Source organism: Sedimentibacter sp. LTW-03 (assembly GCF_052059825.1).
Classification (GTDB): domain Bacteria; phylum Bacillota; class Clostridia; order Tissierellales; family Sedimentibacteraceae; genus Sedimentibacter.
On the sequence record NZ_CP197180.1, the window covers coordinates 1,185,013 to 1,209,087 of the forward strand.

Genomic DNA, 24,075 nt, shown 5'->3' on the forward strand with positions numbered 1-24,075 from the left:
AAAATTCCTAACCCCTTACTTTATTATTATAAATTATTTTTATTCTTCTACAGATTTTTCTTCAACTTTTTCCAATTCTTCTTCTGTTACTTCGACTTCAGGTTCTTCTTCCATCTGAACTCCTTGTTTCCCTTCAAGTACAGCATCAGCCATAGTAGCAGTCAATAATTTTACTGCTCTTATAGCATCATCATTGCCTGGTATTACATAATCAATCTCATCAGGGTCACAGTTTGTATCAACTATGGCTACAACCGGAATGCCTAATTTCTTTGCTTCTTCTACAGCAATTTTTTCCTTTCTAGGATCTACGACAAACAATGCTCCCGGAAGTTTATCCATATTTTTAATTCCGCCTAAGAATTTTTCAAGTTTTTCAGTTTCATTTTTGATCTTAATTACTTCTTTTTTTGTTAATAGATCAAATGTTCCATCTGCTTCCATTGCTCTTAATGAATTTAACTTATCAATTCTTTTCCTGATTGTCTGGTAGTTTGTAAGCATACCTCCAAGCCATCTCTGACTTACAAAATGCATACCGCATCTAGCTGCTTCCAATTTTGTTGACTCTTGAGCTTGTTTCTTAGTTCCTACGAATAATAGTTCCTCTCCGTTTGAAACCATCTCTTTAACGAAGTTGTAAGCTTCATCCACTTTATCACTCGTTTTCTGTAAATCAATAATGTAGATTCCATTTCTTTCTGTAAAAATGTACTCTGCCATTTTAGGGTTCCATCTTCTTGTTTGATGACCAAAGTGAACACCTGCTTCAAGCAATTTTTTCATGCTTATAATAGACATATTTTTTTCCTCCTTTTGTTTTACCTCCAGAATTATCATTTCATGCAAAAGACCATTAGGCACAACTCTTGCATAATCTAAATCTGTGCGTAATTATGTTAAGTATAACACAGCCCTTTTTATTTGGCAACATTATTTTTGCGTATTTTATTCAGTTTTACATATTATATGCAGTTTTTATTTATGCATGTAGGCTTACTGTCCTTAATAACCATCATCTCTCCACATTTCGGGCATTTTTCGTTTGTAGGTTCAAGCCATGACATATACTTGCAGTCAGGATAATTTGAACATCCAAAGAACCTTCTGCCTGCTTTTGAAAACTTAATTGCAATTTTACCGCCGCAAAGAGGACAATTTACATCAATTGTCTTTATAATAGGCTTAGTGTTTTTACACTTGGGATAATTTGAGCACGCAAGGAACTCTCCGTACCTCCCTTTTCTTTTAAGCATCATCGATCCGCATACTTCACATACTTCATCAGTCTCTTCAGCAGCTTCTTTTTCTTTCAATGGCTTAGTATTCTTACATTCAGGATAGTTTGGGCACGCTAGAAATTTTCCATACCTACCCTTTTTAACAACCATGTATTCTCCGCATTTTTCACATTTTACGTCGCTTACCTCTTCCTTGATTTCTATTTCTTCCATTTCCTTTTCAGCAATATCAAGTTCCTTTTTAAATCCGCCGTAAAATTCGCTTATTACATCATGCCATTCCTTTTTACCTGATGCAATTTCATCTAAATTATTTTCCAACTCAGCCGTAAATTTTTCATTTACAATATTCGAAAAATATTTTTCCATCATTTCAGTAACCAAAAATCCCATGTCGGTAGGAAGAAGTGACCCTTTTTCCTTTACTACATAGTCTCTTCCGGTTATTGTTGTAATAATAGGAGCATATGTGCTGGGTCTTCCGATTCCTCTCTCCTCCAGATCCTTTATCAGGCTTGCTTCGCTGTAACGTGCCGGAGGCTGAGTAAAATGCTGCTCGGGATTAATTTTCAAAATATCTAATATTTCATTTATCTCCATTTCAGGCAGCAGCTTACTTTCTGATCCATCATTGTATTTATAAACTGATTTATAACCGTCAAAAACAAGCGTCTTGCCGCTGGCCTCAAACATGTTTTCATTATTATTTAACAAAATCTTTGTAACATCATACTGTGCATCAACCATTTGAGATGAAACAAATCTTTTCCAAATAAGGCTGTACAATTTATATTGGTCTGTAGAAAGGCTGTCCTTTATGTTATCAGGATTTCTGAAAACTGATGTCGGGCGTATTGCCTCGTGAGCATCCTGTACCTTGTTTCCGTTTTTCTTTGGTTTTGTATAAACTCTGTGTTGATAATACTTCTCTCCGTAATTTTTTGTTATATATTCTTTAGAACTGTTTACCGCCTCATCGGACAATCTGAAAGAGTCGGTTCTTATATACGTAACCAAACCGATGCTGCCCTCACCTTTTATATTGATGCCTTCATATAACTGCTGAGCTACCATCATTGTTTTTTTTGCAGTGAAATTTATTCTTCTGTTTGCCTCTTGCTGAAGGCTACTGGTTGTAAATGGAGCGCTTGGTCTGGAATAGCTCTTTGTTTTATCTATTTTAAATACATTTATTTTTTCCTTATTAATACTGTTAAGAATTTCATCCATTTCGTCCTGATTTTTAACTTTTACTTTGCTGACTTTGTTGTTTTTTAAAGCACCTACATATTTTGCGCCAAATTTCTTACGCTGCTTTTTAACTTCCAGCTCAAGAGTCCAATATTCTTCAGGAACGAATTCCATTATTTCTCTTTCTCTATCTATAATAAGCTTTAAGGTAACAGACTGCACCCTTCCGGCGCTTAAACCTTTTTCGATTTTTTTCCATAAAAGAGGACTTATATTATATCCCACAAGTCTGTCAAGAACTCGTCTTGCCTGCTGAGCATCCACCAGATCCAAATTTATTTTTCTCGGATTTTTGCTTGCCTTTTTGATTGCATCCTTTGTAATTTCATTAAATTCAATTCTTATGTCCCCGTCTTCATCCAAATTCAAAATTTTAGCCAGATGCCACGAAATAGCTTCTCCCTCTCGGTCAGGGTCAGTTGCCAAATAGATTTTGTCAGCTTTCTTTGCTTCCTTCCTTAATTCCTTTAATACATCTCCCTTGCCTCTTATTGTAATATAATTCGGCTCAAAATTTTGTTCTATGTCTATTCCAAGCTTACTTTTAGGCAAATCTCTTATATGTCCCACAGAAGCTTTTACAGTATAATTTTTACCTAAAAACTTTCCTATTGTTTTTGCCTTTGCAGGCGATTCTACTATTAACAAATTATTCATTAATTTCCTCCAATACCGCTAGCACATTGATTCTAAGCAAGTCTCTACTACTTATACCATAATACCATATAATACATTTTTTTATTTGTCAATAGATAATGAACATCTGGAAATTGTCTATTATTAATCAGTAGATATTTAATTAACAGTTTATTATACAGTGATTTTGGTAATAATATTTGCAATATTAATAAAGGATGGTTATGAAAAATGAATGACTATTTTGATAATTACGATGTAATAGAAAAGAACCTCAAATATTTAACAGATAATCATCGCGAAATTTATGAGGCTTATGAAAAATTCGGAAAACTGATTCATGAAAAAGGGGGTCCTTTAGAAGAAAAAACGAGGTGGCTTATAAAAGTATCATTATCAGCTGAATGTCAAAACGAATATTCTCTCAGAACTCATATTTTAAAAGCTCTCAATAGTGGATGCAGAGAGAATGAAATAGAACATGCAATACTGCTGGTTGCACCCACATGCGGTTTTCCAAAAATGATGAGAGCAATGCTTACTTTCAGGCAAGTTATGGATAGCCAGGGAAAATAAACTGTAATATTCTTGATTTTATACCTTGGCTTCACAGTATAATTCAGCTTGATGACAAAGTCATCAAGCTTATATTTTGTATGAATCCATTTTAAAATTATTGCTATTCAGTAATTTTTTAGCATCGTGGGAATATACTTTAATAATTGCTATAACCCCAAAGAAGGTGAAATTTATGGGAAATAAAGATTATCATACATTCAGTAAATATATGAAAAAAAATGGAAACCATCTTACAGCTTCCATGGAAGATTATCTGGAAATGATTTATAGACTTAGCTCCAAATCCGGATTTACAAGAATAAATGAATTATCTGATGCTCTAAACGTTCACCCGCCTTCAGCCACACGAATGGTACAAAGGTTAGGAAAAGAAAATTTATTGAAATATGAGAAATACGGAGTAATAATATTGAAAGAAGAAGGAAAAACCTTGGGAGAACTTTTGCTGAAAAGACATAATACAATAGAAAATTTTTTAAGAGCAATAGGCATACCTGACGAAATTCTTTTAAAAGAAACAGAAAAAATAGAGCATACTATAAGTGAGTATACCGAAAAATGCTTTGAGACTTTTATTTCATTTATAAAAGATAACTCGGAATTTAAGAAAAAATATGACGAATACAAAATCCAGAACAGAAACGTTGAAGAATAATAATTATGAAATACAACGTTAAATAATTTCTGTTAGTTGATAATAAATTTATTTCCTGAAACTCGTCTAACAGCACCTTTCATTTCCAGTAAGGTAATTAGACCCAAAAGTTCTCCGGTACCTATCTGGGTTTCTTCGCTTAGGGCATCTAATGTCTTGCCTCCTAATTTCAGGCTGTTTATAATTGTGATCTCATTACTTGTAAAACTAAGACAATTATCGCAGCTTTGTTTTTTATTTATTCTCTCTCTCAATTCCGGTATTTCTTCAATTATATCATCAATTGAAGTTGTTATTTTGGCTCCATCCTTAATAAGAGCATTTGTTCCTTTGCTGTAAAGGCTGTCTATTCCTCCGGGTACTGCAAAAATTTCCCGCCCTTGGTTTGCGGCGTGACCTGCTGTTATAAGAGTCCCGCTTTTTTCTCGCGCTTCAATAACAAGCACACCGTCTGAAAGTCCGCTGATAATCCTGTTTCTTGCATGAAAATTATTAGGAAGAGGCTGCATACCCAATGGATACTCTGTCAGTACAGCTCCCCCTTTTTCTGCGATTTCCAAATATAAACGCTCATTTATTCTTGGATAAACTACATCTATGCCGCACCCTATAACCCCAAATGTATTAGCGTTGGATTTCAAAGATGTTCTATGTGCTATTGAATCTATGCCTATTGCAAGTCCGCTGATAATATTTATTCCAAGTTCCGATAATTCACCGGTCAGCTTCTCAGTAACCCACTTCCCGTAAGCTGTTGCTTTGCGAGATCCAACAACGGCTATTGACAAATCATTAATTCTATCCAACCTTCCCTTGTAGTATAATATATATGGTGAGCCGTCCATATGTCGCAGTTTTTCAGGATAATATTTATCATACACGGTAACTATTCCTATGTTTTGTTCTTTAAGTTTTATGAGCAACATTTCTTCAAAATGCGCCTTAATCTTACACAATGAATTTATAGCTTCATACTTTATAAATGAAAGATTATTCTTTTCATTTTCAAAATTATCCCATAAATCATTTGGACTGTTATTAAAATATTCAAGAATCTTCTCTATAGACCTGTTGGATATACCCTTTGCCGAATTAAGCCACGCGATGGTTTTTTGATTGATATCAAGCCTTTCCATTTTACCTCCAGTATTTGCGATCCAGACTTCTGTATTGTATAGCTTCCGCAATGTGCTTTGTCTCTATATTATGGGATTTATCCAAATCTGCAATTGTTCTTGCAACTTTTAGAATTTTATTGTATGCCCTTGCACTTAGTCCAAGTTTCTCAAAAGCATCCTTGAGCAGCATCTCTGATTCCCTGCCAATCTTGCAGTACTTTGATACATATTTGCCGCTGAGTTCTGAATTTGTAATAATTCCCAACTCAGCATATCTTTTTTGCTGAATCTCTCTTGCCCTAACTATTCGCTTCTTTATTTCGCTTGATGATTCTTCCGTGCTTTCATCTTTTAAGTCCTCATATTTTACCGGTGATACCTCCACTTGGATGTCTATTCTGTTCAAAAGCGGCCCTGAAATCTTACTGAGATATTTGTCTATCTGTCCTTGACTGCATGAGCATTCATGGGTAGGATCACCCAGATATCCGCAGGGACATGGATTCATCGATGCTGCCATCATAAATTTTGCAGGAAAAGTAAATGATCCATTTGCTCTCGAAATTGAAATATCACCATCCTCCATCGGTTGCCTCAATACCTCAATGACGTTTTTAGGAAATTCAGGAATTTCATCAAGAAAAAGCACCCCGTAGTGAGCCAGGGAAACTTCGCCGGGGCTTGGTTTTGAACCGCCTCCTGCCATAGAGACCCGCGACGAAGTGTGGTGAGGAGAGCGAAACGGCCTGTTCCTTATAAGCCTTTTGCTGCTAAGTAATCCTGATATGCTGTAAATTTTGGTAACCTCCAGCGCCTCTTCAAATGTAAGGTCGGGAAGTATTGTGGGAATTCGCCTTGCAATCATTGTCTTGCCAGAACCCGGAGAACCCAGAAGCAATATGTTATGCATCCCGGCAGCAGCAACTTCTACTGCCCTTTTCATCGCAGCCTGCCCTTTAATTTCCGAGAAATCTTCTTTAGTGGTTTCAGGTTCTCTGCAGTTTTCATATATAACTTTGTATGGTTCAATTTCAATATGCCCATTAAGATAACGAACCAAATCTGAAATGTGCTCGACCGGAATAACATCAATCCCGTCAATTGCTCCACATTCATCCTTATTTTCAGCCGGTACGACAACGCGCTTAAAATTATTATTCCTCATTGAAATCACCATGGGCAAAGCACCTTCGACAGCAGTAATCCTTCCGTCAAGAGAAAGCTCTCCAATAATGCATGTGGATTCACCTATTGCCTTTTCTATCACTTTGCTTGCTGATAATATGCCTAAGGCTATAGGTAAATCTATCTGGCTTCCCTCTTTTTTTAAATTTGCCGGCGCAAGATTAACTGTAATACGGCTTACAGGAAAAGCAAATCCGCTGTTCTTTAATGCAGCTCTGACTCTTTCTCTCGATTCTTTAATAGATACGTCAGGCAGACCTACAATACTGAAATTAGGCAGTCCTCCGGACAGGTCTGTTTCTACATCTATGATATATCCTTCAAGACCATACAGAACACAGGTTTTTATTCTGGAAAGCATAAAACCTCCACACTTTTTTCTGTATTATACCATAATTTTCTAGAATTTTATACAAATTTTTCCTATATTTTTATACAATTTTATTATTCATTACATATCTCTGCAAAGCAATAGGCGCCCTGATTTATTTATCATGGCGCCTATTGTTATTTTTTGTTCCAAAAGTGGTTTAACGGACCGCTGCCTTTTCCCAAGTTCAAGTTTGCTTTCAAAGCTCCGGTAATATATTCCTTTGCATTTAGAATACTTTTCTCAACGTTGAATCCTTCTGCCAAATTGCATGCAATTGCTGATGATAGAGTGCATCCTGTTCCGTGAGTGTTAGGGTTGTCAATTTTTGACTGCTCATACCATGTAAACACACCATCAGCGTACAGTAAATCATCGCTGCAATCTGCTAAATGTCCTCCCTTTATCAAAATACAGCCAGAATATGTTTCAGATATTTTAAGAGCTGCATTTTTCATATCTTCTTTGCTTTCGACTTCAAATCCGCAAAGCACTTCGGCTTCATGAATATTAGGTGTTATAACCTTTGCAAGCGGCATTAGCTTATTTATCAGCATATCGATTGAATCGTCCATAAACAGCCTGCTGCCGCTGGTTGAAACCATGACTGGATCAAGGACAATATTTTGAGCATTGTACTCTATAAGTTTTCGAGAAATTGCTGAAATTATCTCTTTGTTTGAAACCATCCCTATTTTTACGGCATCCGGTATTATGTCGGTAAAAACTGCATCCATCTGCAATTCTACAAATTCAGGAGAAGAATCTAAAACTCCAAGCACGCCTGTTGTATTTTGAGCAGTTAGTGCGGTTATTACGCTCATTCCATATATTTTATGGCTGGACATTGTTTTCAGATCTGCTTGAATCCCTGCTCCTCCACTTGAATCTGAACCGGCAATTGTTAATACTTTTTTCATATTTATCTCCTTACTAAACTATTTGTTGTGATAACAAAAATAATTCCCTGGCTGCATTTTTGATGTCATTTTTGGCAAATATAGCAGATATTACTGATATTCCTTCTATACCTGTACCTTTAAGTTCCAGTGAATTATCGGTTGATATTCCTCCAATTGCAACGACCGGTATTTTTACTGTATCACATATTTTTTTCAGTTCTTCTTTAGAAACCGTCCTTTCGTCTGATTTTGTAAGCGTATTGAAAATTGTTCCCACTCCCAAATAATCAGCTCCTGCTTTCTCTGCGATAACAGCCTCTTCAACCGTACATGCAGACAATCCTATTATTTTATCTTTGCCTAGCTTTTCTCTGGCCGACTTAATCCCCTCGTCGCTCTGACCTATATGTACGCCATCTGCTCCCGATTCTGCAGCAATATCAACATTGTCATTTATTACAAACGGAATCTTATACTTATCTGTAACCACTTTCACTTCAATTGCGGCTCTCAAAAAATCCTGATAGCTTAAGTTTTTTTCTCTTAGTTGTATAAATGAAGCTCCACCCAATATTGCCTCTTCTACAACCTGAGGCAGAGTTTTTTCTCCCAACCAAGATCTGTCAGTTATTGCATAAAGAAGTAGATCTCTACTTTCTAATTTCAAATCTAGCGCCTCCCTCCAAAATTTCAGAATTAATTTTTCCTATATAATCAATTAGATGCATTCTCAGAGACGATGTGCCGCCGTCATTTTCCTTCGTTTTTCTATAAGCCATTTCCCCGCTCAATCCCATTCCACACACCGCTGCTGCAGATGCTTCAAGCATATTATCCCTGTTAGCTCCGCAATAAGCTCCGATTATCGAAGTAAGCATACAACCTGTTCCTGTTATTTTACTCATAGAAGGATGTCCATTTTTAATTACAAAAGCCTTATGCGAATCAGCAACTATATCTATGGCACCTGTAACGGCTATAATCGACGATAAACTCTCGGATAAGCATTTAATGAAATTAACCGCTTCATCTAAGTTTTTTTCTGTTACAGTATCTGCAACATTTGCATCCACCCCTCTTGCGCCGTTTGATTCTGAGCTTCCGACAACCTTGATTTCGGACATGTTGCCTCGTATTACAGAAATTTTAACTTCTCTTAACAGCCTGAATGTAGTCTCAGTTCTTAACTTTGATGCTCCGGCTCCAACAGGGTCAAGTATAACAGGTATATTTATTTCATTTGCTTTTTTACCTGCCTTAATCATAGCTTCTATTGTCCTTGAATTAAGCGTCCCTATATTTATTACCAGAGCATTGCAAATTGAAGTGATTTCTTCAACCTCATCAACATCATCAGCCATTATTGGCGACCCTCCGCAAGCCAGCAGAATATTAGCACAGTCATTTACTGTAACATAATTTGTAATGTTATGTACCAGAGGCACATTATTTTTTACATTGTCTATAATTTCAGAAAACATATTATCTCCTTCCGAATTTAAATTAAGTCATGTATTTTTTCAGAGTTTTTACCCTATATAACCTCTTTAAATGATTCAATATATGAATGACTTATTAATTCAATGTCCTTTCTTTTATGGCTAAAGCAATCATCATATACCCCTACTGTATAAAATCCTGCTTCTCTTGCTGTTATTAATGCAAAATCAGCATCCTCATAGACCGCTATTTCCTGCGGATCTGCATTTAACCTGCTTGCCGCCAGGTAATATATATCCGGTTTGTTTTTCCCAACCCCCACCTCATCGCAGCTGACAATAAAGGAAAAACACTTTAAAACACCATTTCGCTCAAGCGCTGCAGCTGCTAATTTCAAAGGCGAAGCAGTTGCAACACACATGAACACGCCTTCTTTTTTTAATTTTTCTAGATATTCTTTGACATAGGGTTTTAACTTCAGCTCATATCTATACTTATCTTCTATCAGGCTTTTTACTCCCGATATTATTTCCTCAACACTTAAGTTCATTTTAAACCTTTCTATGAAATACTCTGCTGATTCTTCCAAAGACATAGGTGCAATAATTTCGTTCAGGTTTTTCGGAGGCGTAATCTTAAGAAAAGACAAATACTCCTTTCCTATGTTATGCCAAGCAGGCATTGAATCAAGCAATGTGCCATCCATATCAAAAATTGAGTATTTAAACTTCTTCACATAATCCTCCCATCTTATTTTTTAAGATTAAATTTGTCTGCAGCTACACACATTATAACCGAAAGAATCATTACCGGCAACGTACTTCCTATAATTGTATCAGTATTTAAAAATAAACGATACAATATAAATCCTATCCCCCATATAATGAAATTAGTAACATCAACTGATTTTTTCAAGTTGTCCTTTTTTAATATAAAATAATCAGCTATCAAAATAGAAATCATAGGAGCGAAAACCGATCCTATTAAATATAAGAAGTTTTCATATTGTTCAACCGGCGTAAAAACTGCCAGCAAGGTTCCGGATACACATGCCGCAATGGCCATTGTTTTTTCAGGAAGCTTGCTGTTGATAGCATTAAAGCTGACTCCTGCTGAATATACATCCAGAAACGTTGTTGTAACTGTTGAAAATAAAATAATCAGCACTCCCATTAACCCGAATCCTACTTTTAGCATCATCGCAGCAATATCACTTTCGCCAGTATATAACGCTGCTCCAAGGCCTATTGAGTACATAAATACACTTCCTATAAAATACGTAATTACACTTGCACGTGCAGCCACTTTAGGATGCTTGGCATTTTTAGTATAGTCAGAAATTAAAGGAAGCCATGACAATGGCATAGCTATTGAAAGTTCAATTGCCATACCGAAACTCATGCTGCCTGCCACTTCTGCCTGTTCTGTACCACTGAATACAGTAAAGCCTAAAAGTACAGTAAGAATAAACAATCCACCTATTGTAAAGATGTTTATCTTCTCCAAATTTTTATACCCAATCACAACCCATAATAAAATTATTGCTCCGATTATAAAGCTCCAGATTATATCGGATTGGGCTCCTGCACCAGAGTTAAGCATTATTCCCATTGCCTTAGACCCCTGCATTATCATTACAGCTGTCCAACCGACCAACTGTAACACATTGAGCAACGCAAAAAACTTTCTTCCCTGAACGCCGAATGAAAATCCTACGGATTCCATAGAAGATTTTTTGCTTTCCGCCCCTATAATCCCTGAATAATACAATAGTATACATCCGATTATATGACCTATTACTATTGCAATAAAACCTTTTTCAAACCCCAGTGGTACAAATAGTGTTCCTGTGTAAATTTCCGCAATGGATATTGCTGCACCAAACCAAAGTAATCCATTGCTTAATGTTGATGTTTTGTAACTTTCCATAATATAATTCCTTTCATTAAAAATGGGATATGCCGACATGCGGTATATCCCATTTACTTACATAAACAGTTCCCTACGTTGGCATTATCCAAATCAGGTACGGTCGAAACTTTCAGTTTCCTCTCAGCCTATTATTAAGCTCCCGCTTTGTGATTATTAATTTTACTATATTATAATACTAATACTCTCTAATTGCAAAATATTTTTATCATTTAACAATATTCAATTTCCCTATATCAGTTTGCTCTATGTGTGAATTGAAAAATTCTTTCATTACACAAACCATGCTGTACGTATCCATAATACCGGCAGTTTCATAGGATGAATGCATTGCCAGCTGAGCAAGTCCAACATCAACCGTGTTGATGCTTACATTCAGCGAAGCTATATTGCCAAGTGTACTACCACCAGGCATATCAGAGCGGTTTGAATAATGCTGGTACTTCACTCCTGCATTCTCACACAACAATTGGAATACTGCACAGCTTACAGAATCCGTTGTATATTTCTGATTGGCATTATGCTTAATTACTACACCTTCATTCATATATACGCCATTTGAAGGATCGCTTTTTTCCGGATGGTTCGGGTGAACAGCATGTGCATTATCAGCAGATACCATAAATGAAGAAGCAAGGGCACACAAATATTCTTCATCAGCCTTTCCCAAGCTGGAATTAATTCTTTTCAAAACATCCGGCAGAAATGTGGATGCTGCTCCCTGCTTTGTTCCACTTCCTACTTCCTCATTATCGAAACAGCAGTAAACGCTTACGGATTTTGAATTATATCCCTGCATGAAACCTTTCAGTGTAGCATATGCACATTGAAGATTATCAAGCCTCGGTGATGACAAAAATTCATAACCGCCTCCCCATATGCTGGGTTCCATTCGGTTATACAGATACAAATCCGAACTGATTATATTGTCCTTTTGTACATCCGAAAATTCCGCAACCATATCCATTAAATCGCATTCTCCAGCGCATGAAGACCCATACAAAGGCATAAGATCAACCTGTTCGTTGTATTTCATGGCAGAATTTATTTCTCTGTTAATATGTATGGCCACATTAGGAATAATAACCAAGTCTCTATCTATATTAACAAGCCTTGATTCAATACTATTTCCTTTTTTTATTACAATCCTTCCGGCAGCTGACAGAGGTCTGTCAAACCAAGACGAGTAAATCATTCCTCCATATTTTTCAGTATTAAGCTGTATGTATTTATTTTTTGTCTCAATCTTATAGTTGTCCTTAATTTTAAAGTTAGGTGAATCACCGTGAGAAGCCACAATATTAAAGCTGTACTCTTCCAAATCCTCACCTGTCTTAAAAGCTATTATCGAGGATAAATTCCTTGTAACAAAATATTTTTTTTCCTTTTCAATATCCCATTTTTTTCCCTCGCTCAATTCAGTAAATCCATTAGAAATAAGTTCATTCTTTATTTCTTCAACAGCATGAAATGCACTAGGGCTTTTTTTAATGAAATTCATCATTTCTCTCGATATATCCTTATACAATTTTCCACCTCTGAATTATTAAAATTATCATTTATTTTATGATATCACAAAACTTGTTATAATTAAAGCTTCTTCAAAAATTTATAATTTATATTATATAAATAAATTGGGTATATTTTAAATTAATGTTTAAGATATATATAAATATGGTATATCATAAATATCTTAAGTATTTAGGAGGAAAAAATGTATAAGGAAGAATTATCAATCATATCGCAGGCCGTTCTTAACGAAGTAGAAGGCTATGAATTTTATAAGCTGGCCGCAAATCAAGCAACATCACCAGGAACAAAGGAAGCATTTTTAGAGCTGGCAAATGAAGAGCTAAAACATGCCGATTATCTCAAAACCCTATGGAGTAAGCTATCAAATGGCGATAATTTTACAATTGATGACATACTGGAATCCGGCATTGCAGTTCCGTCACCAGAAATATACAAATGGGAAAAGGTAGACAAAAGTAATGCATCAGTAGCTATGTCAGTTTTTGGGATTGGAATTCAGATGGAAAAAAGCTCAATAGAGTTTTATGAAAATGCTAAGTCAAAGGTTTCATCAAAAGAAAGTAAAGACTTGTTTGATATACTGATTGGCTGGGAAAAAGTACATCTTAATCAATTCACAGAGCAATACGATATATTGAAGGAAGATTGGTGGGCTGAACAAGGCTTCGCACCTTTTTAGTTAAAAAAACATGACCACCGGATGAACCGGTGGTCATGTTTTTATGCAGTTTCCCTATTCTTCTTAATTTTTCCCATGTTATCATTTTGACCTATTCCAAGGAATATTGAAGCAATCATTACTACAAGCATAGCATATCCGTAAAATACATATGGCGCAATATCTACAGCTGCCAAAGGTGCACTGCTGTCAGCTGCAAATCCAAGGGTATAAATTACGGCTGGCGTCCATGGAAGACTGTAAACAAAAGTATTGGACTGAGCATCCAAAAGATTTGCAACTCTGTAAGGACTTATGCCGTGCTTTTCACCTAAAGGCTTAGCAAATGAAGAACCTACAGCCAATACTGCCGGCGCGTTTAATCCCATTAATGCCGAAAGTGAAATTACCATGGCTGATATAGTTAATTCCGCACCTTTTCTTGTATCAGTTACTCTATTTAAAGCGTTTAACAGCTTAACATCTCCATGTCCGTTTCTCATAATAGAAATTGAACCGAAAAGCAACAAAGCTAATACTATAACCTGAATCATACTGCTTAACCCTGTCTGTATAACTCCTCCGATTGTACGATCAAGCCCTGTTCCGGATACGGTAAATATAGCAGGTCTAACTGCATCAACTACATCTATTTGAACAAAATCAAACAAACCTGCCGCCACTCCTGTTATAACTCCTACAACAGATCCAACAACAGTAGCTATTATTATATCTCCTGTCTTTATAGCTACCATAATTGTTACAATTACAGGGATGAACATATACAAAGTATTTGGATTATAAGTAACCGTTCCGGCTGCCGCCCCTGCTGTTGCTTTACTTGCCCCGAAAACTATAAGACAGATAATTGTTATAGCACCTGCAGTAAAGGCATATTTTAATCGAGAACGAACTACACCCGGCACATCAACGCCCTGCGATGTAGCAGAACAAATTGTAGTATCAGAAACCGGAGCAAGATTATCACCAAATGCTCCTCCTGAAATAATGGCACCTGCCACAATAGGAGGATACGCTCCTAACGCCACAGCAGCCGGATATAGTACACCCATCCCTGTTGCTATGGTACCGAATCCGGTCCCTGTTGCAGAAGCAAAAACAGCAGATGCAATAAATGTTATAATTACAAATGCAGTGCTACCTACACCCATATTTGCCGCTACTCCTGCTATTCCCAAAGCCAAACCTGAATCTCTTAAAATTCTAGAAAATACACCGGCAAACAACCAGCATACAACAGGAATTATAGCTTCCTTGCTGGCCATACCTTCAATGATTGCATTAGAATATTCCTTTTTATTTTTTGCAAAAAAGAAACCCACAACAATTGCCATAAAAGCAGGTATCCATAACGCACCATCAGATATTGATCCGAAATGGAACGTAGTAGTAATAATTAATGCCAGAAAAACCATAAACGGAACGAAAGAAATCCATTCGCCTCCGTAAAATTCCAACTTCTTTTTTGATTCCATAATAACCTCCATTTTATAATATATTGAACATAGATATCTTAAAGCAATAACCATGCCAATAGTTTTAATAGAGAAATAGTTTAGTTTTATACCAAAAACAGAAAAAAAGCTAGGAACTAATTTGCACATGGCAATTTTCTTCCTAGCAGTATTTTTCCTATCTTGGATAATCTGATACTTCCTTTAAATCATATTCACTTATTTTGTTAAACAACTGTCTTCTGCTTAAATTCATTTTTTTAGCTGCGTGAGTAATATTATTATCACATTGCTTCAGCACTTTAGTTATATATCCTATTTCAAAGTTTCTCTTTGCTTCCTTATACGTCTGAATTTTTTCACTATCATCATATCCATCAGTTATCTCTAACTTTTTGTTGTCATAAATATCTCCTTTTAGAATACTTCCTGATGACAATACAACTAATCTTTCTATAATATTTTTTAGTTCACGGATATTTCCGGGATAACGGTAGTTCAGCAGCTGTTTCTTTGTATCCTCATCTATATCTTTAATGCCTTTTCCCATCTCTCTATTATACCTATTTATAAAAAAATATATTAAGTCAGGTATGTCTTCTTTACGTTCTCTGAGCGGTGGAATTCTTATTTCAATTGTATTTACTCTAAAAAATAAATCTTCACGAAACCTTTCTTCTTCAACTGCCTTTTCCAAATTTTTATTTGTGGCCGATACTAACCTGAAGTCAACATTTATGGGACAGTTTGAACCGATTCTTTCAATCTGTTTCGTTTCTAATACTCTTAGGAGCTTAACCTGAGTTCCCTCTTCAATGTCACCAATTTCATCAAGAAATATTGTACCTCCGTCGGCCTCCTCTAGATGACCGATTCTCTTTGCAGCCGCACCAGTAAAAGCACCTTTTTCATGTCCGAACAGCTCTGATTCTATTAATCCTGAAGAGTAGTACTGACAATTAATCGGGATAAACGGCATGTTTGACCTATTGCTCATGTCATGAATCATATGTGCTATTATTTCCTTGCCTACACCCGATTCTCCGGTAATTAAAACATTTGAATTACTTTTTGCAACTCTTTCCACTAGTTTATATACGTTCTGCATTTCCTTATTGCTGCTTGTGTAGACATACTTGCTCTTGTTATTTGATTTATTAATTTCGTTTATATTTTGCAACTTAAATATTTTGTGGACTTTTTCAATTTCAAGTATTAATTCTTCTGGATTGTGGCTCTTGATAAAATACCCAAACGCACCAATTTTCATTGATTGAACAGCTGTTTCCACACTTCCGTACCCTGTCACCATAATTACTTCAATATTATCATACTTTTTTTTCAATTCACTTAAAAATTCCACACCATTTGTTCCGGGCATCATTATGTCACTTATAATAAGTGGAAAATATTCTTTTTCAATAAGGCTGTACGCTTCGTCAGCAGTTGATACAGCCTCTATGCTGTAACCCTTCTTTGTAAGAAGCATTTTGTAAGTTTCTCTGTAAGCCTCATCATCATCAACAATTAGTATTTTAAACAAACCTGCCATTATCAGACTTCCTTTCTAACGGTATGTTTATTGTAAATACGGTTCCTTCCCCTAATTTACTTTCCACTTCAATTTTACCGTTTAATTTTTCCACCTCAGAATAAACAATAAATAATCCAAGACCTGTACCTTTCCCAAGCTCTTTTGTTGTAAAAAACGGATTATAAATGTTATTCAAGTCACTTTCAGCTATTCCGCTCCCATTATCCTTACAAGTAAAAATAAATATATTATTTTCAACAATTGTGCTTATACTTATTTGACCTCCATTCTCTATTGAATCAATAGAATTAGAAAGGAGATTTAAAATAATGTGCTCAAAGCTTTCTAAATTTAAAGTCAATTCTTTCTCAATGTTGCTTTGAACACTAACTTTTATATTTTTTTTAACCATTGCATCGTTATGCATTTCAACTAACCTTTGAACCATTTGGTTAATGTCGACAGATTTTATTTCCTTGCTTGAAAGCCTTGAAAAGCTTAATATATTTTCAATTATCTTTCCCGATCTGCTCACAGCGGAATCTATAAAGTCCAAAGATTTTCTAATTGAGCCGTCTACCTTATCATTTAGCCTTATTAAATAACTTTGAGTTCTTATAATTCCCAAAGGATTTCTAATTTCATGAGCCATACCGGCAGCAAGTTGTCCAACCGCAATCATTTTGTTAGTTTGAAGCACTTTGTTGCGGTTTATTTTATCCATTGTAATATTTGTAATAGTAATAAGGACTGTTTTGTTTTCATCTTTTAACGGCTGACCGCATATTTCATAAATTTCATTTAAAACCATACCTTCTTTAATTATTTCTCTATTATGGGCATATACTTCATCAATTATACAATTGCTGCAATCGTTGCAAAATTTTCCTATATAACTATTGCAGCCAGAACCGGGTTTACCATCCACTGAAATTTTATAATAATCAGAAAAACTTTTATTAATTTTTAAAACTTTCTTTTCCTTATCTACCACCAGCATAAAATAAAGAATCCCGTCAAATATAGTCTGAAGCTCGTTTTTACTGTTTTCCAATTCCTTTGTTCTTTTTTTTACCTGTTTTTGCAGCGATACGTTGCTTATTATTATGATGATAAATATACCACCTGCTAATACAGATACAATTGCAATTTTCCTTATTATTTCAGCCGTATTTTCCTCACTCATCAGAGGTGTGGATATACCGAACCATTTCTGCTGAATTTTTTCCAACTGGCCTTTATTTTTAACCTGAGCTATTGCTTTATTAAGTATAGCAACCAGCTCAGGCTTATTTTTCGTAACACCCAAAACAGTCTCCTGCTGATACAATATAATATTTGAATATTCAGCATTAAGGTTCTTTTTCCTCTCAGCAAGCAAGTATGCTATAACTGGTTCATCGCCTATTACAGCATCTACATGCCCTTCCAAAAAAAGTTCCACACCTTCTTCAACATTGTTTGTATATACAAGTTCCGCATCCGGATAATTTTCAGATAAATAGCTGTTAGCGTAGTCTCCTGATTCAGTTGCTATTCTCATTTTGTTAATTTGCCTTAACTCAAAACTTTCTGCATACCTAGTCAGCAACACAGTTCTTAAATCATAAATTGAATCAGTAAAAAGATAGTAACCGCTTCTTTCCTCGTTTATAAACATATCACATATTTGTGTTTTGCCTTCCTTTAACGAAGTAAGTGCTTCATCCCATCGCATTGGGACTGTTTGTATGTCAATACCGAGCTCCAAAGATAACTGGTTGACAAAATCAACCACTACACCCTTGTACTGATTGTCTATTTCATCTACGAATCGAAGCGGCGGTGCGCTTTCATTAGCTGCATAAATAATCGCATCTTGACTTTTAAGCCATTTAATTTCTTCGTCAGTAAGATATTTTTTATTGCTCCTGTTTATGACAATATAGACCATAACAAGAAAAATAAAGCATGCCGCAATTATAACTTTCTTTTTCATCTATTTTTAACTATTCAAATACCTTTCCTATACTTTCGCTGAGCAGTAAATTTGCCCTTCTATCCATTGATGTGGGCGATTTGTTTATTAAAACCAGTTTGTTTCCTCTATAATAATTTATAAGTCCGGCAGCCGGGTATACAACAAGCGACGTTCCCGCAATTATTAAAACATCTGCATCTTCTATGTATTCCACTGATTTTTCCAGAACATCCTGATTCAAGCTTTCTTCATACAATACCACGTCTGGCTTAATAATCCCTCCACAGCTGCATCTTGGTATCCCTGCGCTTTCAGCAATCGCATGTACGTCATAAAATTTACCACAATCCATGCAATAGTTCCTGTGAACAGATCCGTGAAGTTCAAGCACGTTTTTACTTCCTGCCGCCTGATGAAGTCCGTCAATATTTTGAGTTATTACCGCTTTTAATTTACCTTGCTTTTCAAGCTCTGCAAGTCTTATATGAGCCATGTTTGGTTTCGCGCCTAAAAATAGCATTTTATTCTTATAAAAATCATAAAACTCTTCTGTATTGCTTCTAAAGAAGCTGTGAGATATCATAGTTTCCGGAGGGTACTTATACTTTTGGTTGTACAGCCCGTCCACACTTCTGAAATCAGGTATTCCACTTTCAGTAGATACTCCCGCTCCTCCAAAAAATACTATATTATCGCTTTTCTTAATTATTTCATATAATTCTTTGTTCATGTTTACCTCCTGCTAAAAATCTTTCTCTAAAATGCACAAACATTATACTATTTTCATTCTATAATACAACATTATACAACTTTCTTCAAATCCGCAATTTTTATAGAGATTCAATGCTTTTTTATTTTTTGTTTCAACTTGAAGGACTATTTCATGTGCACCGGCAGCCTTAAGTTTGTCAATAGACAGCAAAAGAATTTCTCTTCCAAGGCCCTTCCTTCTGAATTCAGGCAGTACTCCTAAACCGTAAATTCCGCCTATTCCTTCATCCAATTCAAGGCGCACCTTTCCTACAATATTATTTCTCGAAAACGCCATAAATGTGCTGCCTATTTGATTTGCATTTTCGTAAAAGTCAAAATTCTTCTCAGCTCCAAAAAAAATAGAATCCATTTCAGCTATTTTTTTTATATCTTTGTTTTCTGCTTTTCCTAAGCTTAAAGATTGCACTATTTTTCCTTTAGGAACATTCCTGCTCAAAAACATATCATATTCTGAATGGTCATAATCAGCTTCCAATCCCCCAATAAATCCCATTCCGGAGATAGATTTATTGTCGCACAGCAACAACATTTCATTATTTTTCCTATTCCTGCATTCGTGGCACACTAAAGAAAAAAGTTTTGAAAATATTCCTTTTTTCCTGAAATCAGGATGAACCATACCGCTAATTTCTAATGCATCTCCTCCGAAATCACATATTCCAGCATACCCCACCAAATTATCATAATCATAAAATAGAAATTCGTTTATATCGGTATTTTCACTGTCTTCTGTTCCGGAATTATTCAATTTATATTCCAATTCAAGCTTGAATGAAATATTATCTCTTGCGGAGCAAAGTTTTTCTAGGCCTTTTATTTCTTGATAAATTTTTTCATTTATATTCTTTCTCAAAATTATATTTGTCATGTTTTCTCCACTATTCTATTTTTTATTGTTTTACTCAATTATAAAATAGTTTCACAAGTAATTCCATTATTATTTTACAAAAATAAAAGCAGCCTGAATCGTTAATTATTCCAGACTGCTCGAGTTTTATCTCTTTTCAATTCTCTTCATAAATATTAACTGTTTTTTCTCCTACCATTTCCATGTTCAGATACTCTTCATGCCTTTTCGGTATTGTAACCACATCAGGATTTCCATCTGAAATAAATCTTTCTCTATTACCATTTTCGTATGATTTAAAGTAGTCGTACATCCCGCAATTATCCACATTTATTTCACTTGCAGTAACTCTGTAGAGGCTTGTAAAATCAGTCAATGTGTCAAATGGAGAGTAAGCCGGTCTCCAACCAACATCCAATATAGCTATAGTCTTATACTTGCTTCCTTCATATTCGCCCTCCATCACACTTCCTGCATACGCATCTTTTGGATTGCTTCCGTGGGGAAGCGCCAATGTTTCAACAGCATAATCCGGCAAATAAGATTTTATAATATTGTTTACTGAACCTATTTCCGCCTGAATGTCCTCTTCACTATCCAATGTCTCCATTTCTAAATGGCTATACGTGTGGTTTCCTACATCATACCCGTTATCAACAAGCCATTTCAATTTTTGCTCTGTATATTCAGACTGTCCGAACGGATTCGTATTCAAAAAAAAGCTTGCAGTTACGTCAAAGTCCGGATATTTATTTTTAAATTCTTCTAGAATTCCAACGGCACAGTCAGAATCAATCACCACATCGCCATCTTTCTCTATATAATTAAAATTATTCTGCCTGCCGTCATCAAATGTCAAAATAATAGGCGTATATCCTGCCTTCGTTTTAATTTCCCCCTTTGCATAGTCATTCAAACTTATCATTTGATATTTGTTGTCATACATGTACTGCAGATCTTTGCGAAAATTGTCCGGTGTTCTCTGCCAGTCCATTTCCTCCTCGCCTATTCCGTGATACATAAGTATCATAATTTCTCCAAGCTCATTTGGCTGTATCGATAAATCAATTTCTTCAATTGGGTCTTCTTCTGATTTTTCAGGCTTCTCTTCAGGATCTTCCGCTTCTTTCGGCTCAACCGACACCTGATTATCCGGTTCGTTTTGTTCCGGCGACTTATCGTCTTGGGCGAAAAAACAGCCAGACAAAATAAAGGCAATTGTAATTGCCATAATTGATAAATATTTTTTCTTCATTTCTATCCCCTTAAAGTTTCTTATGTTTATTTTATAATATATTGAACGAAAAGTCCATATGAAGTATTTTACAAAATTGTGTTGTTATTAATTATTAATTTGATATAATATATATATCTATATATACGGAGGCCATAATGAGCGGTAATAAAATTGCACAGGATAAATTAAAACTGCTGTATATTTTGAATTACATTAATATACCCTTAACCAACATTGAAATAACTAATTTTATACTGGACAATGATATATTGGATTATTTTACTTTGCAGCAGCTTTTAACTGATTTATGCGACTCAAAATTTATTGACTTAGCTTCTAAGAAAGGCAATGAATATTATTCAATATCTGAAGCAGGGAAAACAGCCCTGGATATGTTTGGTGACAAGCTTCCGGAATATTTTTTTAAGCAGGTAGAAAAAAACTTTTCCAGCTTAAAAATGGAAATAAAAAAGCACAGAGACCTTCTAGGCCATTATTACAAAAGAGCAGATGATGAATTTATCGTTTCGCTGCAAGTCATGGAAAATGATTCGACTATTTTCAGTCTCAGCATAAACGTGCCTGATGAAAGTCTCGCCAAAAATATATGCAAAAAATGGGATTCCAACCCTGAGGGTATCTTTTCGAACATATTAAAAACACTTACATCTGATATTAATTGATGATTTTAATACAGCTTGGAGAAAATCCAAGATCTACATATCTTGAAACAACCATTTTATCAATGTCAATAGCACAAATCCGATTCTTTTTTGAATTAGTCACATATACATATTTTTCTCCAACAGCCAGGCTTTCAGGATATCCTCCCAAAAAAACAGTCTTAGCTGTTTTCCTTTTTTCAATATCTATAATATAAAGACTTTTATCAACTATATTTATTAAATAGAGCATTTTATTAATATTATTTATATCAAAATCAGATGATAATCCATCCAGAACTATTACATCTTCAATATTTCCAGATTCCAGATTTATAAAATTAATTTTTGTATGAACATTTCCGTTTACATAGTAGGTCATAATAATTAAACTGTCTTCCCATATAAGCATATGCATTGGCTTCCCATCAGAAGTGAACTGCCTATTCTTTTCTCTGCTATCCAAATATTCAATAATCTCATTTTCTTCATAGCAGCATGTGTACAAACGGCTGTTATTCTTATTAAATAATACATCATGAGGTTTGATGCCTGCCGGAATTGATTCAATCATAGTAAATGCTGACATGTCAATAACCGAAACATTATCAGATTCAAAATTCGCAACATACATACACATATTTTCCTCATCAATGCACATATGGCGAGGATCTCTTCCTACAGTTGCTTCCGATAATTCATTTAAATCAAAATCGTATTTATATATTTTATTATTATATGAATCCGCCAAATACACCGAACTTTCGTAATTTATAATGCTGTGAATTGCACCTTTGTCTCCCTTGCCCAAATTTATGGCTTTTTTGCAAATATAATCTTCCCCCGTTAACTCCATAACAAAAAGCATTTCTCTGCCTTTATATGTACCCGTCACTGATAGTTTAACATCATATTCCATGCAATCACCTCCATACAGTTTATGAAAAAGTTTTAAAGAAGTGAGAAAATTTATAAAATTTGTTTTAATTAGAGAATTATGGGTATTAATATATTAAAGAATATAAATATAAGGAGATTATATGTTAAAAGAAAAAATTGCTAATTTGTTAAACCAACAAATAAACAAAGAATTATTTTCAGCTTATTTATACTTAGATATGGCTAATTATTATATTGATAACGGTCTGGATGGATTCGGAAACTGGTTCAATGTGCAGTCCCAAGAAGAACTTTCCCATGCTATGCTGTTTATCCAGTATCTTCAGAATAACGGTGAAAAAGTAAACATGTCTGAAATAAAAGCTCCAAATATTGGCTTTTCAGATTTTGGTGTTCCTCTGGAAGAATCATTAAAGCATGAGCAGTTTATTACAGCTTCTATTTACAACATATATGATGAAGCATTCCAAAACAAGGATTACAGAACAATGCAATTTTTGGATTGGTTTATAAAAGAACAGGGCGAAGAAGAAAAAAATGCAGAAGATTTAATAACAAAATATAAAGTATTCGGCTCTGATTCTAAGGGTCTGTACATGATAAATTCTGAACTTGCATCAAGAGTTTATTCTCCACCTTCTCTGGTTCTTGACTAGCAGATATAACCTAATTAATATAAACTCTTTAACTAAATGTTAAACACGGCAGTATTAATATATTGCCGTGTTTAATTTATAATAAAAAGCACCCAACTAAATTGGGTGCACTGAATTTGTTAGTATTCTAATAGCGTCTTCATATCCTTTTTCAATCACCCAGACAATTTTGTCATGGCTGGTTTCCAATGTACCGCATAAAAATTTATCAGATGCTATGTCTATTATTGTTTTATCATATTTTCTGCAATAATATTTTCCGTGACAGAGACGCGCTGTATTATAACATCACAACTTTTCGAACTGCTGTTATCAACAGAAAATTTTATTTTTCTTTACAGTTTCGAACTACTTTCATAATCCCCCTTTACGAATGAAGCTGCATTCAGTGCACCTATGGATGTGCTCACTAAACAATCATAGTTTATTTCAAGTTCTCTTAAAGCTCTCAGTACTCCTGACTGATACGCTCTATTGTCTCCGTCTCCTTCCAAAACGGTTCCTTTTTTTAATCCTTTGTTCATATTATCTCC

At 35.0% G+C, this 24,075-nt stretch carries 23 protein-coding genes and 1 riboswitch; of the genes, 5 read left to right on the plus strand and 18 right to left on the minus strand.

Features of this window, described 5'->3' with window-relative positions; all coding sequences use genetic code 11:
• Nucleotides 1–39: 39 nt before the first annotated feature.
• Nucleotides 40–801 carry a 30S ribosomal protein S2 gene (gene rpsB, locus ACS3UD_RS05985; RefSeq protein WP_213924560.1) on the minus strand — a complete coding sequence of 254 codons (762 nt, stop codon included), beginning with the start codon at nt 799–801 and terminating at the stop codon, nt 40–42.
• A 164-nt stretch (nt 802–965) separates the two neighbouring features.
• Nucleotides 966–3,149 carry a type I DNA topoisomerase gene (gene topA, locus ACS3UD_RS05990; protein WP_308137345.1) on the minus strand — a complete coding sequence of 728 codons (2,184 nt, stop codon included), beginning with the start codon at nt 3,147–3,149 and terminating at the stop codon, nt 966–968.
• A gap of 210 nt (nt 3,150–3,359) precedes the next feature.
• Between topA and ACS3UD_RS05995 the strand changes: the two genes are divergently transcribed.
• Together ACS3UD_RS05995 and ACS3UD_RS06000 are read left to right on the plus strand one after the other, a co-directional pair.
• A complete protein-coding gene (locus ACS3UD_RS05995; protein WP_308137344.1) occupies nt 3,360–3,704 on the plus strand; it encodes a carboxymuconolactone decarboxylase family protein in 345 nt (114 codons plus the stop codon).
• A gap of 175 nt (nt 3,705–3,879) precedes the next feature.
• Nucleotides 3,880–4,362 carry a metal-dependent transcriptional regulator gene (locus tag ACS3UD_RS06000; RefSeq protein WP_308137343.1) on the plus strand — a complete coding sequence of 161 codons (483 nt, stop codon included), beginning with the start codon at nt 3,880–3,882 and terminating at the stop codon, nt 4,360–4,362.
• 32 nt (nt 4,363–4,394) lie between these two features.
• On the opposite strand, the gene dprA is transcribed toward ACS3UD_RS06000, so the two are convergent.
• The 8 genes from dprA to ACS3UD_RS06040 form a co-directional block, all read right to left on the minus strand.
• Nucleotides 4,395–5,498, minus strand: a complete 1,104-nt coding sequence (gene dprA, locus ACS3UD_RS06005; protein ID WP_308137342.1) for a DNA-processing protein DprA — start codon at nt 5,496–5,498, stop codon at nt 4,395–4,397.
• 1 nt (nt 5,499) lies between these two features.
• Nucleotides 5,500–7,026, minus strand: coding sequence for a YifB family Mg chelatase-like AAA ATPase (locus ACS3UD_RS06010; RefSeq protein WP_308137341.1), 1,527 nt, complete (start codon nt 7,024–7,026; stop codon nt 5,500–5,502).
• Nucleotides 7,027–7,172: 146 nt separating this feature from the next.
• Nucleotides 7,173–7,955, minus strand: coding sequence for a bifunctional hydroxymethylpyrimidine kinase/phosphomethylpyrimidine kinase (gene thiD / locus ACS3UD_RS06015; RefSeq protein WP_308137340.1), 783 nt, complete (start codon nt 7,953–7,955; stop codon nt 7,173–7,175).
• Between the two features lie 13 nt (nt 7,956–7,968).
• The gene (thiE, locus tag ACS3UD_RS06020) at nt 7,969–8,604 is read right to left on the minus strand and encodes a thiamine phosphate synthase (RefSeq protein ID WP_308137339.1); all 636 of its coding nucleotides are present in this window, start codon (nt 8,602–8,604) and stop codon (nt 7,969–7,971) included.
• A complete protein-coding gene (gene thiM / locus ACS3UD_RS06025; RefSeq protein WP_308137338.1) occupies nt 8,588–9,418 on the minus strand; it encodes a hydroxyethylthiazole kinase in 831 nt (276 codons plus the stop codon). The genes thiE and thiM overlap by 17 nt, the downstream gene beginning before the upstream one ends.
• Nucleotides 9,419–9,471: 53 nt before the next feature.
• The gene (locus ACS3UD_RS06030; RefSeq protein ID WP_308137337.1) at nt 9,472–10,113 is read right to left on the minus strand and encodes an HAD family hydrolase; all 642 of its coding nucleotides are present in this window, start codon (nt 10,111–10,113) and stop codon (nt 9,472–9,474) included.
• A 14-nt stretch (nt 10,114–10,127) separates the two neighbouring features.
• Nucleotides 10,128–11,306, minus strand: coding sequence for a putative hydroxymethylpyrimidine transporter CytX (gene cytX / locus ACS3UD_RS06035; RefSeq protein WP_308137336.1), 1,179 nt, complete (start codon nt 11,304–11,306; stop codon nt 10,128–10,130).
• A gap of 53 nt (nt 11,307–11,359) precedes the next feature.
• Nucleotides 11,360–11,462, minus strand: a riboswitch (TPP riboswitch).
• 52 nt (nt 11,463–11,514) lie between these two features.
• Nucleotides 11,515–12,834: a M18 family aminopeptidase gene (locus ACS3UD_RS06040; RefSeq protein ID WP_308137335.1), complete on the minus strand. Its 1,320-nt coding sequence runs from the start codon at nt 12,832–12,834 to the stop codon at nt 11,515–11,517.
• A 186-nt stretch (nt 12,835–13,020) separates the two neighbouring features.
• Here ACS3UD_RS06040 and ACS3UD_RS06045 point away from each other — a divergent pair, with 186 nt between their 5' ends.
• Nucleotides 13,021–13,518 carry a ferritin-like domain-containing protein gene (locus ACS3UD_RS06045; RefSeq protein WP_308137334.1) on the plus strand — a complete coding sequence of 166 codons (498 nt, stop codon included), beginning with the start codon at nt 13,021–13,023 and terminating at the stop codon, nt 13,516–13,518.
• A 41-nt stretch (nt 13,519–13,559) separates the two neighbouring features.
• On the opposite strand, the gene ACS3UD_RS06050 is transcribed toward ACS3UD_RS06045, so the two are convergent.
• The 6 genes from ACS3UD_RS06050 to ACS3UD_RS06075 all read right to left on the minus strand — a co-directional run bounded on the left by ACS3UD_RS06050 (nt 13,560) and on the right by ACS3UD_RS06075 (nt 21,342).
• Entirely contained in the window at nt 13,560–14,993 is a 1,434-nt protein-coding gene (locus tag ACS3UD_RS06050; protein WP_308137333.1) for a Na+/H+ antiporter NhaC family protein, read from the minus strand.
• A gap of 157 nt (nt 14,994–15,150) precedes the next feature.
• The gene (locus ACS3UD_RS06055) at nt 15,151–16,524 is read right to left on the minus strand and encodes a sigma-54-dependent transcriptional regulator (RefSeq protein WP_308137332.1); all 1,374 of its coding nucleotides are present in this window, start codon (nt 16,522–16,524) and stop codon (nt 15,151–15,153) included.
• Complete coding sequence (locus ACS3UD_RS06060; protein ID WP_308137331.1) at nt 16,508–18,484, minus strand: transporter substrate-binding domain-containing protein; 1,977 nt, start codon at nt 18,482–18,484, stop codon at nt 16,508–16,510. The genes ACS3UD_RS06055 and ACS3UD_RS06060 overlap by 17 nt, the downstream gene beginning before the upstream one ends.
• Nucleotides 18,485–18,494: 10 nt before the next feature.
• Nucleotides 18,495–19,196, minus strand: a complete 702-nt coding sequence (locus ACS3UD_RS06065; protein ID WP_308137330.1) for an NAD-dependent protein deacylase — start codon at nt 19,194–19,196, stop codon at nt 18,495–18,497.
• 42 nt (nt 19,197–19,238) lie between these two features.
• Nucleotides 19,239–20,108, minus strand: a complete 870-nt coding sequence (locus ACS3UD_RS06070; RefSeq protein WP_308137329.1) for a GNAT family N-acetyltransferase — start codon at nt 20,106–20,108, stop codon at nt 19,239–19,241.
• Between the two features lie 136 nt (nt 20,109–20,244).
• Nucleotides 20,245–21,342 (minus strand): polysaccharide deacetylase family protein, encoded by a 1,098-nt coding sequence (locus tag ACS3UD_RS06075; protein ID WP_308137328.1) that lies wholly within the window; start codon nt 21,340–21,342, stop codon nt 20,245–20,247.
• Nucleotides 21,343–21,479: 137 nt separating this feature from the next.
• Here ACS3UD_RS06075 and ACS3UD_RS06080 point away from each other — a divergent pair, with 137 nt between their 5' ends.
• Nucleotides 21,480–22,007, plus strand: a complete 528-nt coding sequence (locus ACS3UD_RS06080) for a DUF4364 family protein (protein ID WP_308137327.1) — start codon at nt 21,480–21,482, stop codon at nt 22,005–22,007.
• Here ACS3UD_RS06080 and ACS3UD_RS06085 read toward each other — a convergent pair.
• The gene (locus tag ACS3UD_RS06085; protein ID WP_308137326.1) at nt 22,000–22,905 is read right to left on the minus strand and encodes a YncE family protein; all 906 of its coding nucleotides are present in this window, start codon (nt 22,903–22,905) and stop codon (nt 22,000–22,002) included. The genes ACS3UD_RS06080 and ACS3UD_RS06085 overlap by 8 nt on opposite strands.
• A 121-nt stretch (nt 22,906–23,026) precedes the next feature.
• On the opposite strand from ACS3UD_RS06085, the gene ACS3UD_RS06090 reads away from it, so the two are divergent.
• Complete coding sequence (locus ACS3UD_RS06090) at nt 23,027–23,542, plus strand: ferritin (protein ID WP_308137325.1); 516 nt, start codon at nt 23,027–23,029, stop codon at nt 23,540–23,542.
• 335 nt (nt 23,543–23,877) lie between these two features.
• Here ACS3UD_RS06090 and ACS3UD_RS06095 read toward each other — a convergent pair whose 3' ends face one another.
• Nucleotides 23,878–24,066, minus strand: coding sequence for a patatin-like phospholipase family protein (locus tag ACS3UD_RS06095; protein ID WP_308137324.1), 189 nt, complete (start codon nt 24,064–24,066; stop codon nt 23,878–23,880).
• Nucleotides 24,067–24,075: the final 9 nt, after the last annotated feature.

What these genes read in the sequence shown, in the direction of transcription:
- ACS3UD_RS06080 (WP_308137327.1), top strand. Translation starts at nt 21,480, where the DNA reads ATGAGCGGTAATAAAATTGCACAGGATAAATTAAAACTGCTGTATATT.
- ACS3UD_RS06055 (WP_308137332.1), bottom strand. Translation starts at nt 16,524, where the DNA reads ATGGCAGGTTTGTTTAAAATACTAATTGTTGATGATGATGAGGCTTAC.
- ACS3UD_RS06075 (WP_308137328.1), bottom strand. Translation starts at nt 21,342, where the DNA reads ATGAAGAAAAAATATTTATCAATTATGGCAATTACAATTGCCTTTATT.
- thiD (WP_308137340.1), bottom strand. Translation starts at nt 7,955, where the DNA reads ATGAAAAAAGTATTAACAATTGCCGGTTCAGATTCAAGTGGAGGAGCA.
- ACS3UD_RS06090 (WP_308137325.1), top strand. Translation starts at nt 23,027, where the DNA reads ATGTTAAAAGAAAAAATTGCTAATTTGTTAAACCAACAAATAAACAAA.
- ACS3UD_RS06000 (WP_308137343.1), top strand. Translation starts at nt 3,880, where the DNA reads ATGGGAAATAAAGATTATCATACATTCAGTAAATATATGAAAAAAAAT.
- thiM (WP_308137338.1), bottom strand. Translation starts at nt 9,418, where the DNA reads ATGTTTTCTGAAATTATAGACAATGTAAAAAATAATGTGCCTCTGGTA.
- ACS3UD_RS06085 (WP_308137326.1), bottom strand. Translation starts at nt 22,905, where the DNA reads ATGGAATATGATGTTAAACTATCAGTGACGGGTACATATAAAGGCAGA.
- rpsB (WP_213924560.1), bottom strand. Translation starts at nt 801, where the DNA reads ATGTCTATTATAAGCATGAAAAAATTGCTTGAAGCAGGTGTTCACTTT.
- ACS3UD_RS06060 (WP_308137331.1), bottom strand. Translation starts at nt 18,484, where the DNA reads ATGAAAAAGAAAGTTATAATTGCGGCATGCTTTATTTTTCTTGTTATG.
- ACS3UD_RS06095 (WP_308137324.1), bottom strand. Translation starts at nt 24,066, where the DNA reads ATGAACAAAGGATTAAAAAAAGGAACCGTTTTGGAAGGAGACGGAGAC.
- ACS3UD_RS06045 (WP_308137334.1), top strand. Translation starts at nt 13,021, where the DNA reads ATGTATAAGGAAGAATTATCAATCATATCGCAGGCCGTTCTTAACGAA.
- ACS3UD_RS06070 (WP_308137329.1), bottom strand. Translation starts at nt 20,108, where the DNA reads ATGACAAATATAATTTTGAGAAAGAATATAAATGAAAAAATTTATCAA.
- ACS3UD_RS05995 (WP_308137344.1), top strand. Translation starts at nt 3,360, where the DNA reads ATGAATGACTATTTTGATAATTACGATGTAATAGAAAAGAACCTCAAA.
- ACS3UD_RS06065 (WP_308137330.1), bottom strand. Translation starts at nt 19,196, where the DNA reads ATGAACAAAGAATTATATGAAATAATTAAGAAAAGCGATAATATAGTA.
- ACS3UD_RS06010 (WP_308137341.1), bottom strand. Translation starts at nt 7,026, where the DNA reads ATGCTTTCCAGAATAAAAACCTGTGTTCTGTATGGTCTTGAAGGATAT.
- cytX (WP_308137336.1), bottom strand. Translation starts at nt 11,306, where the DNA reads ATGGAAAGTTACAAAACATCAACATTAAGCAATGGATTACTTTGGTTT.
- topA (WP_308137345.1), bottom strand. Translation starts at nt 3,149, where the DNA reads ATGAATAATTTGTTAATAGTAGAATCGCCTGCAAAGGCAAAAACAATA.
- dprA (WP_308137342.1), bottom strand. Translation starts at nt 5,498, where the DNA reads ATGGAAAGGCTTGATATCAATCAAAAAACCATCGCGTGGCTTAATTCG.
- ACS3UD_RS06050 (WP_308137333.1), bottom strand. Translation starts at nt 14,993, where the DNA reads ATGGAATCAAAAAAGAAGTTGGAATTTTACGGAGGCGAATGGATTTCT.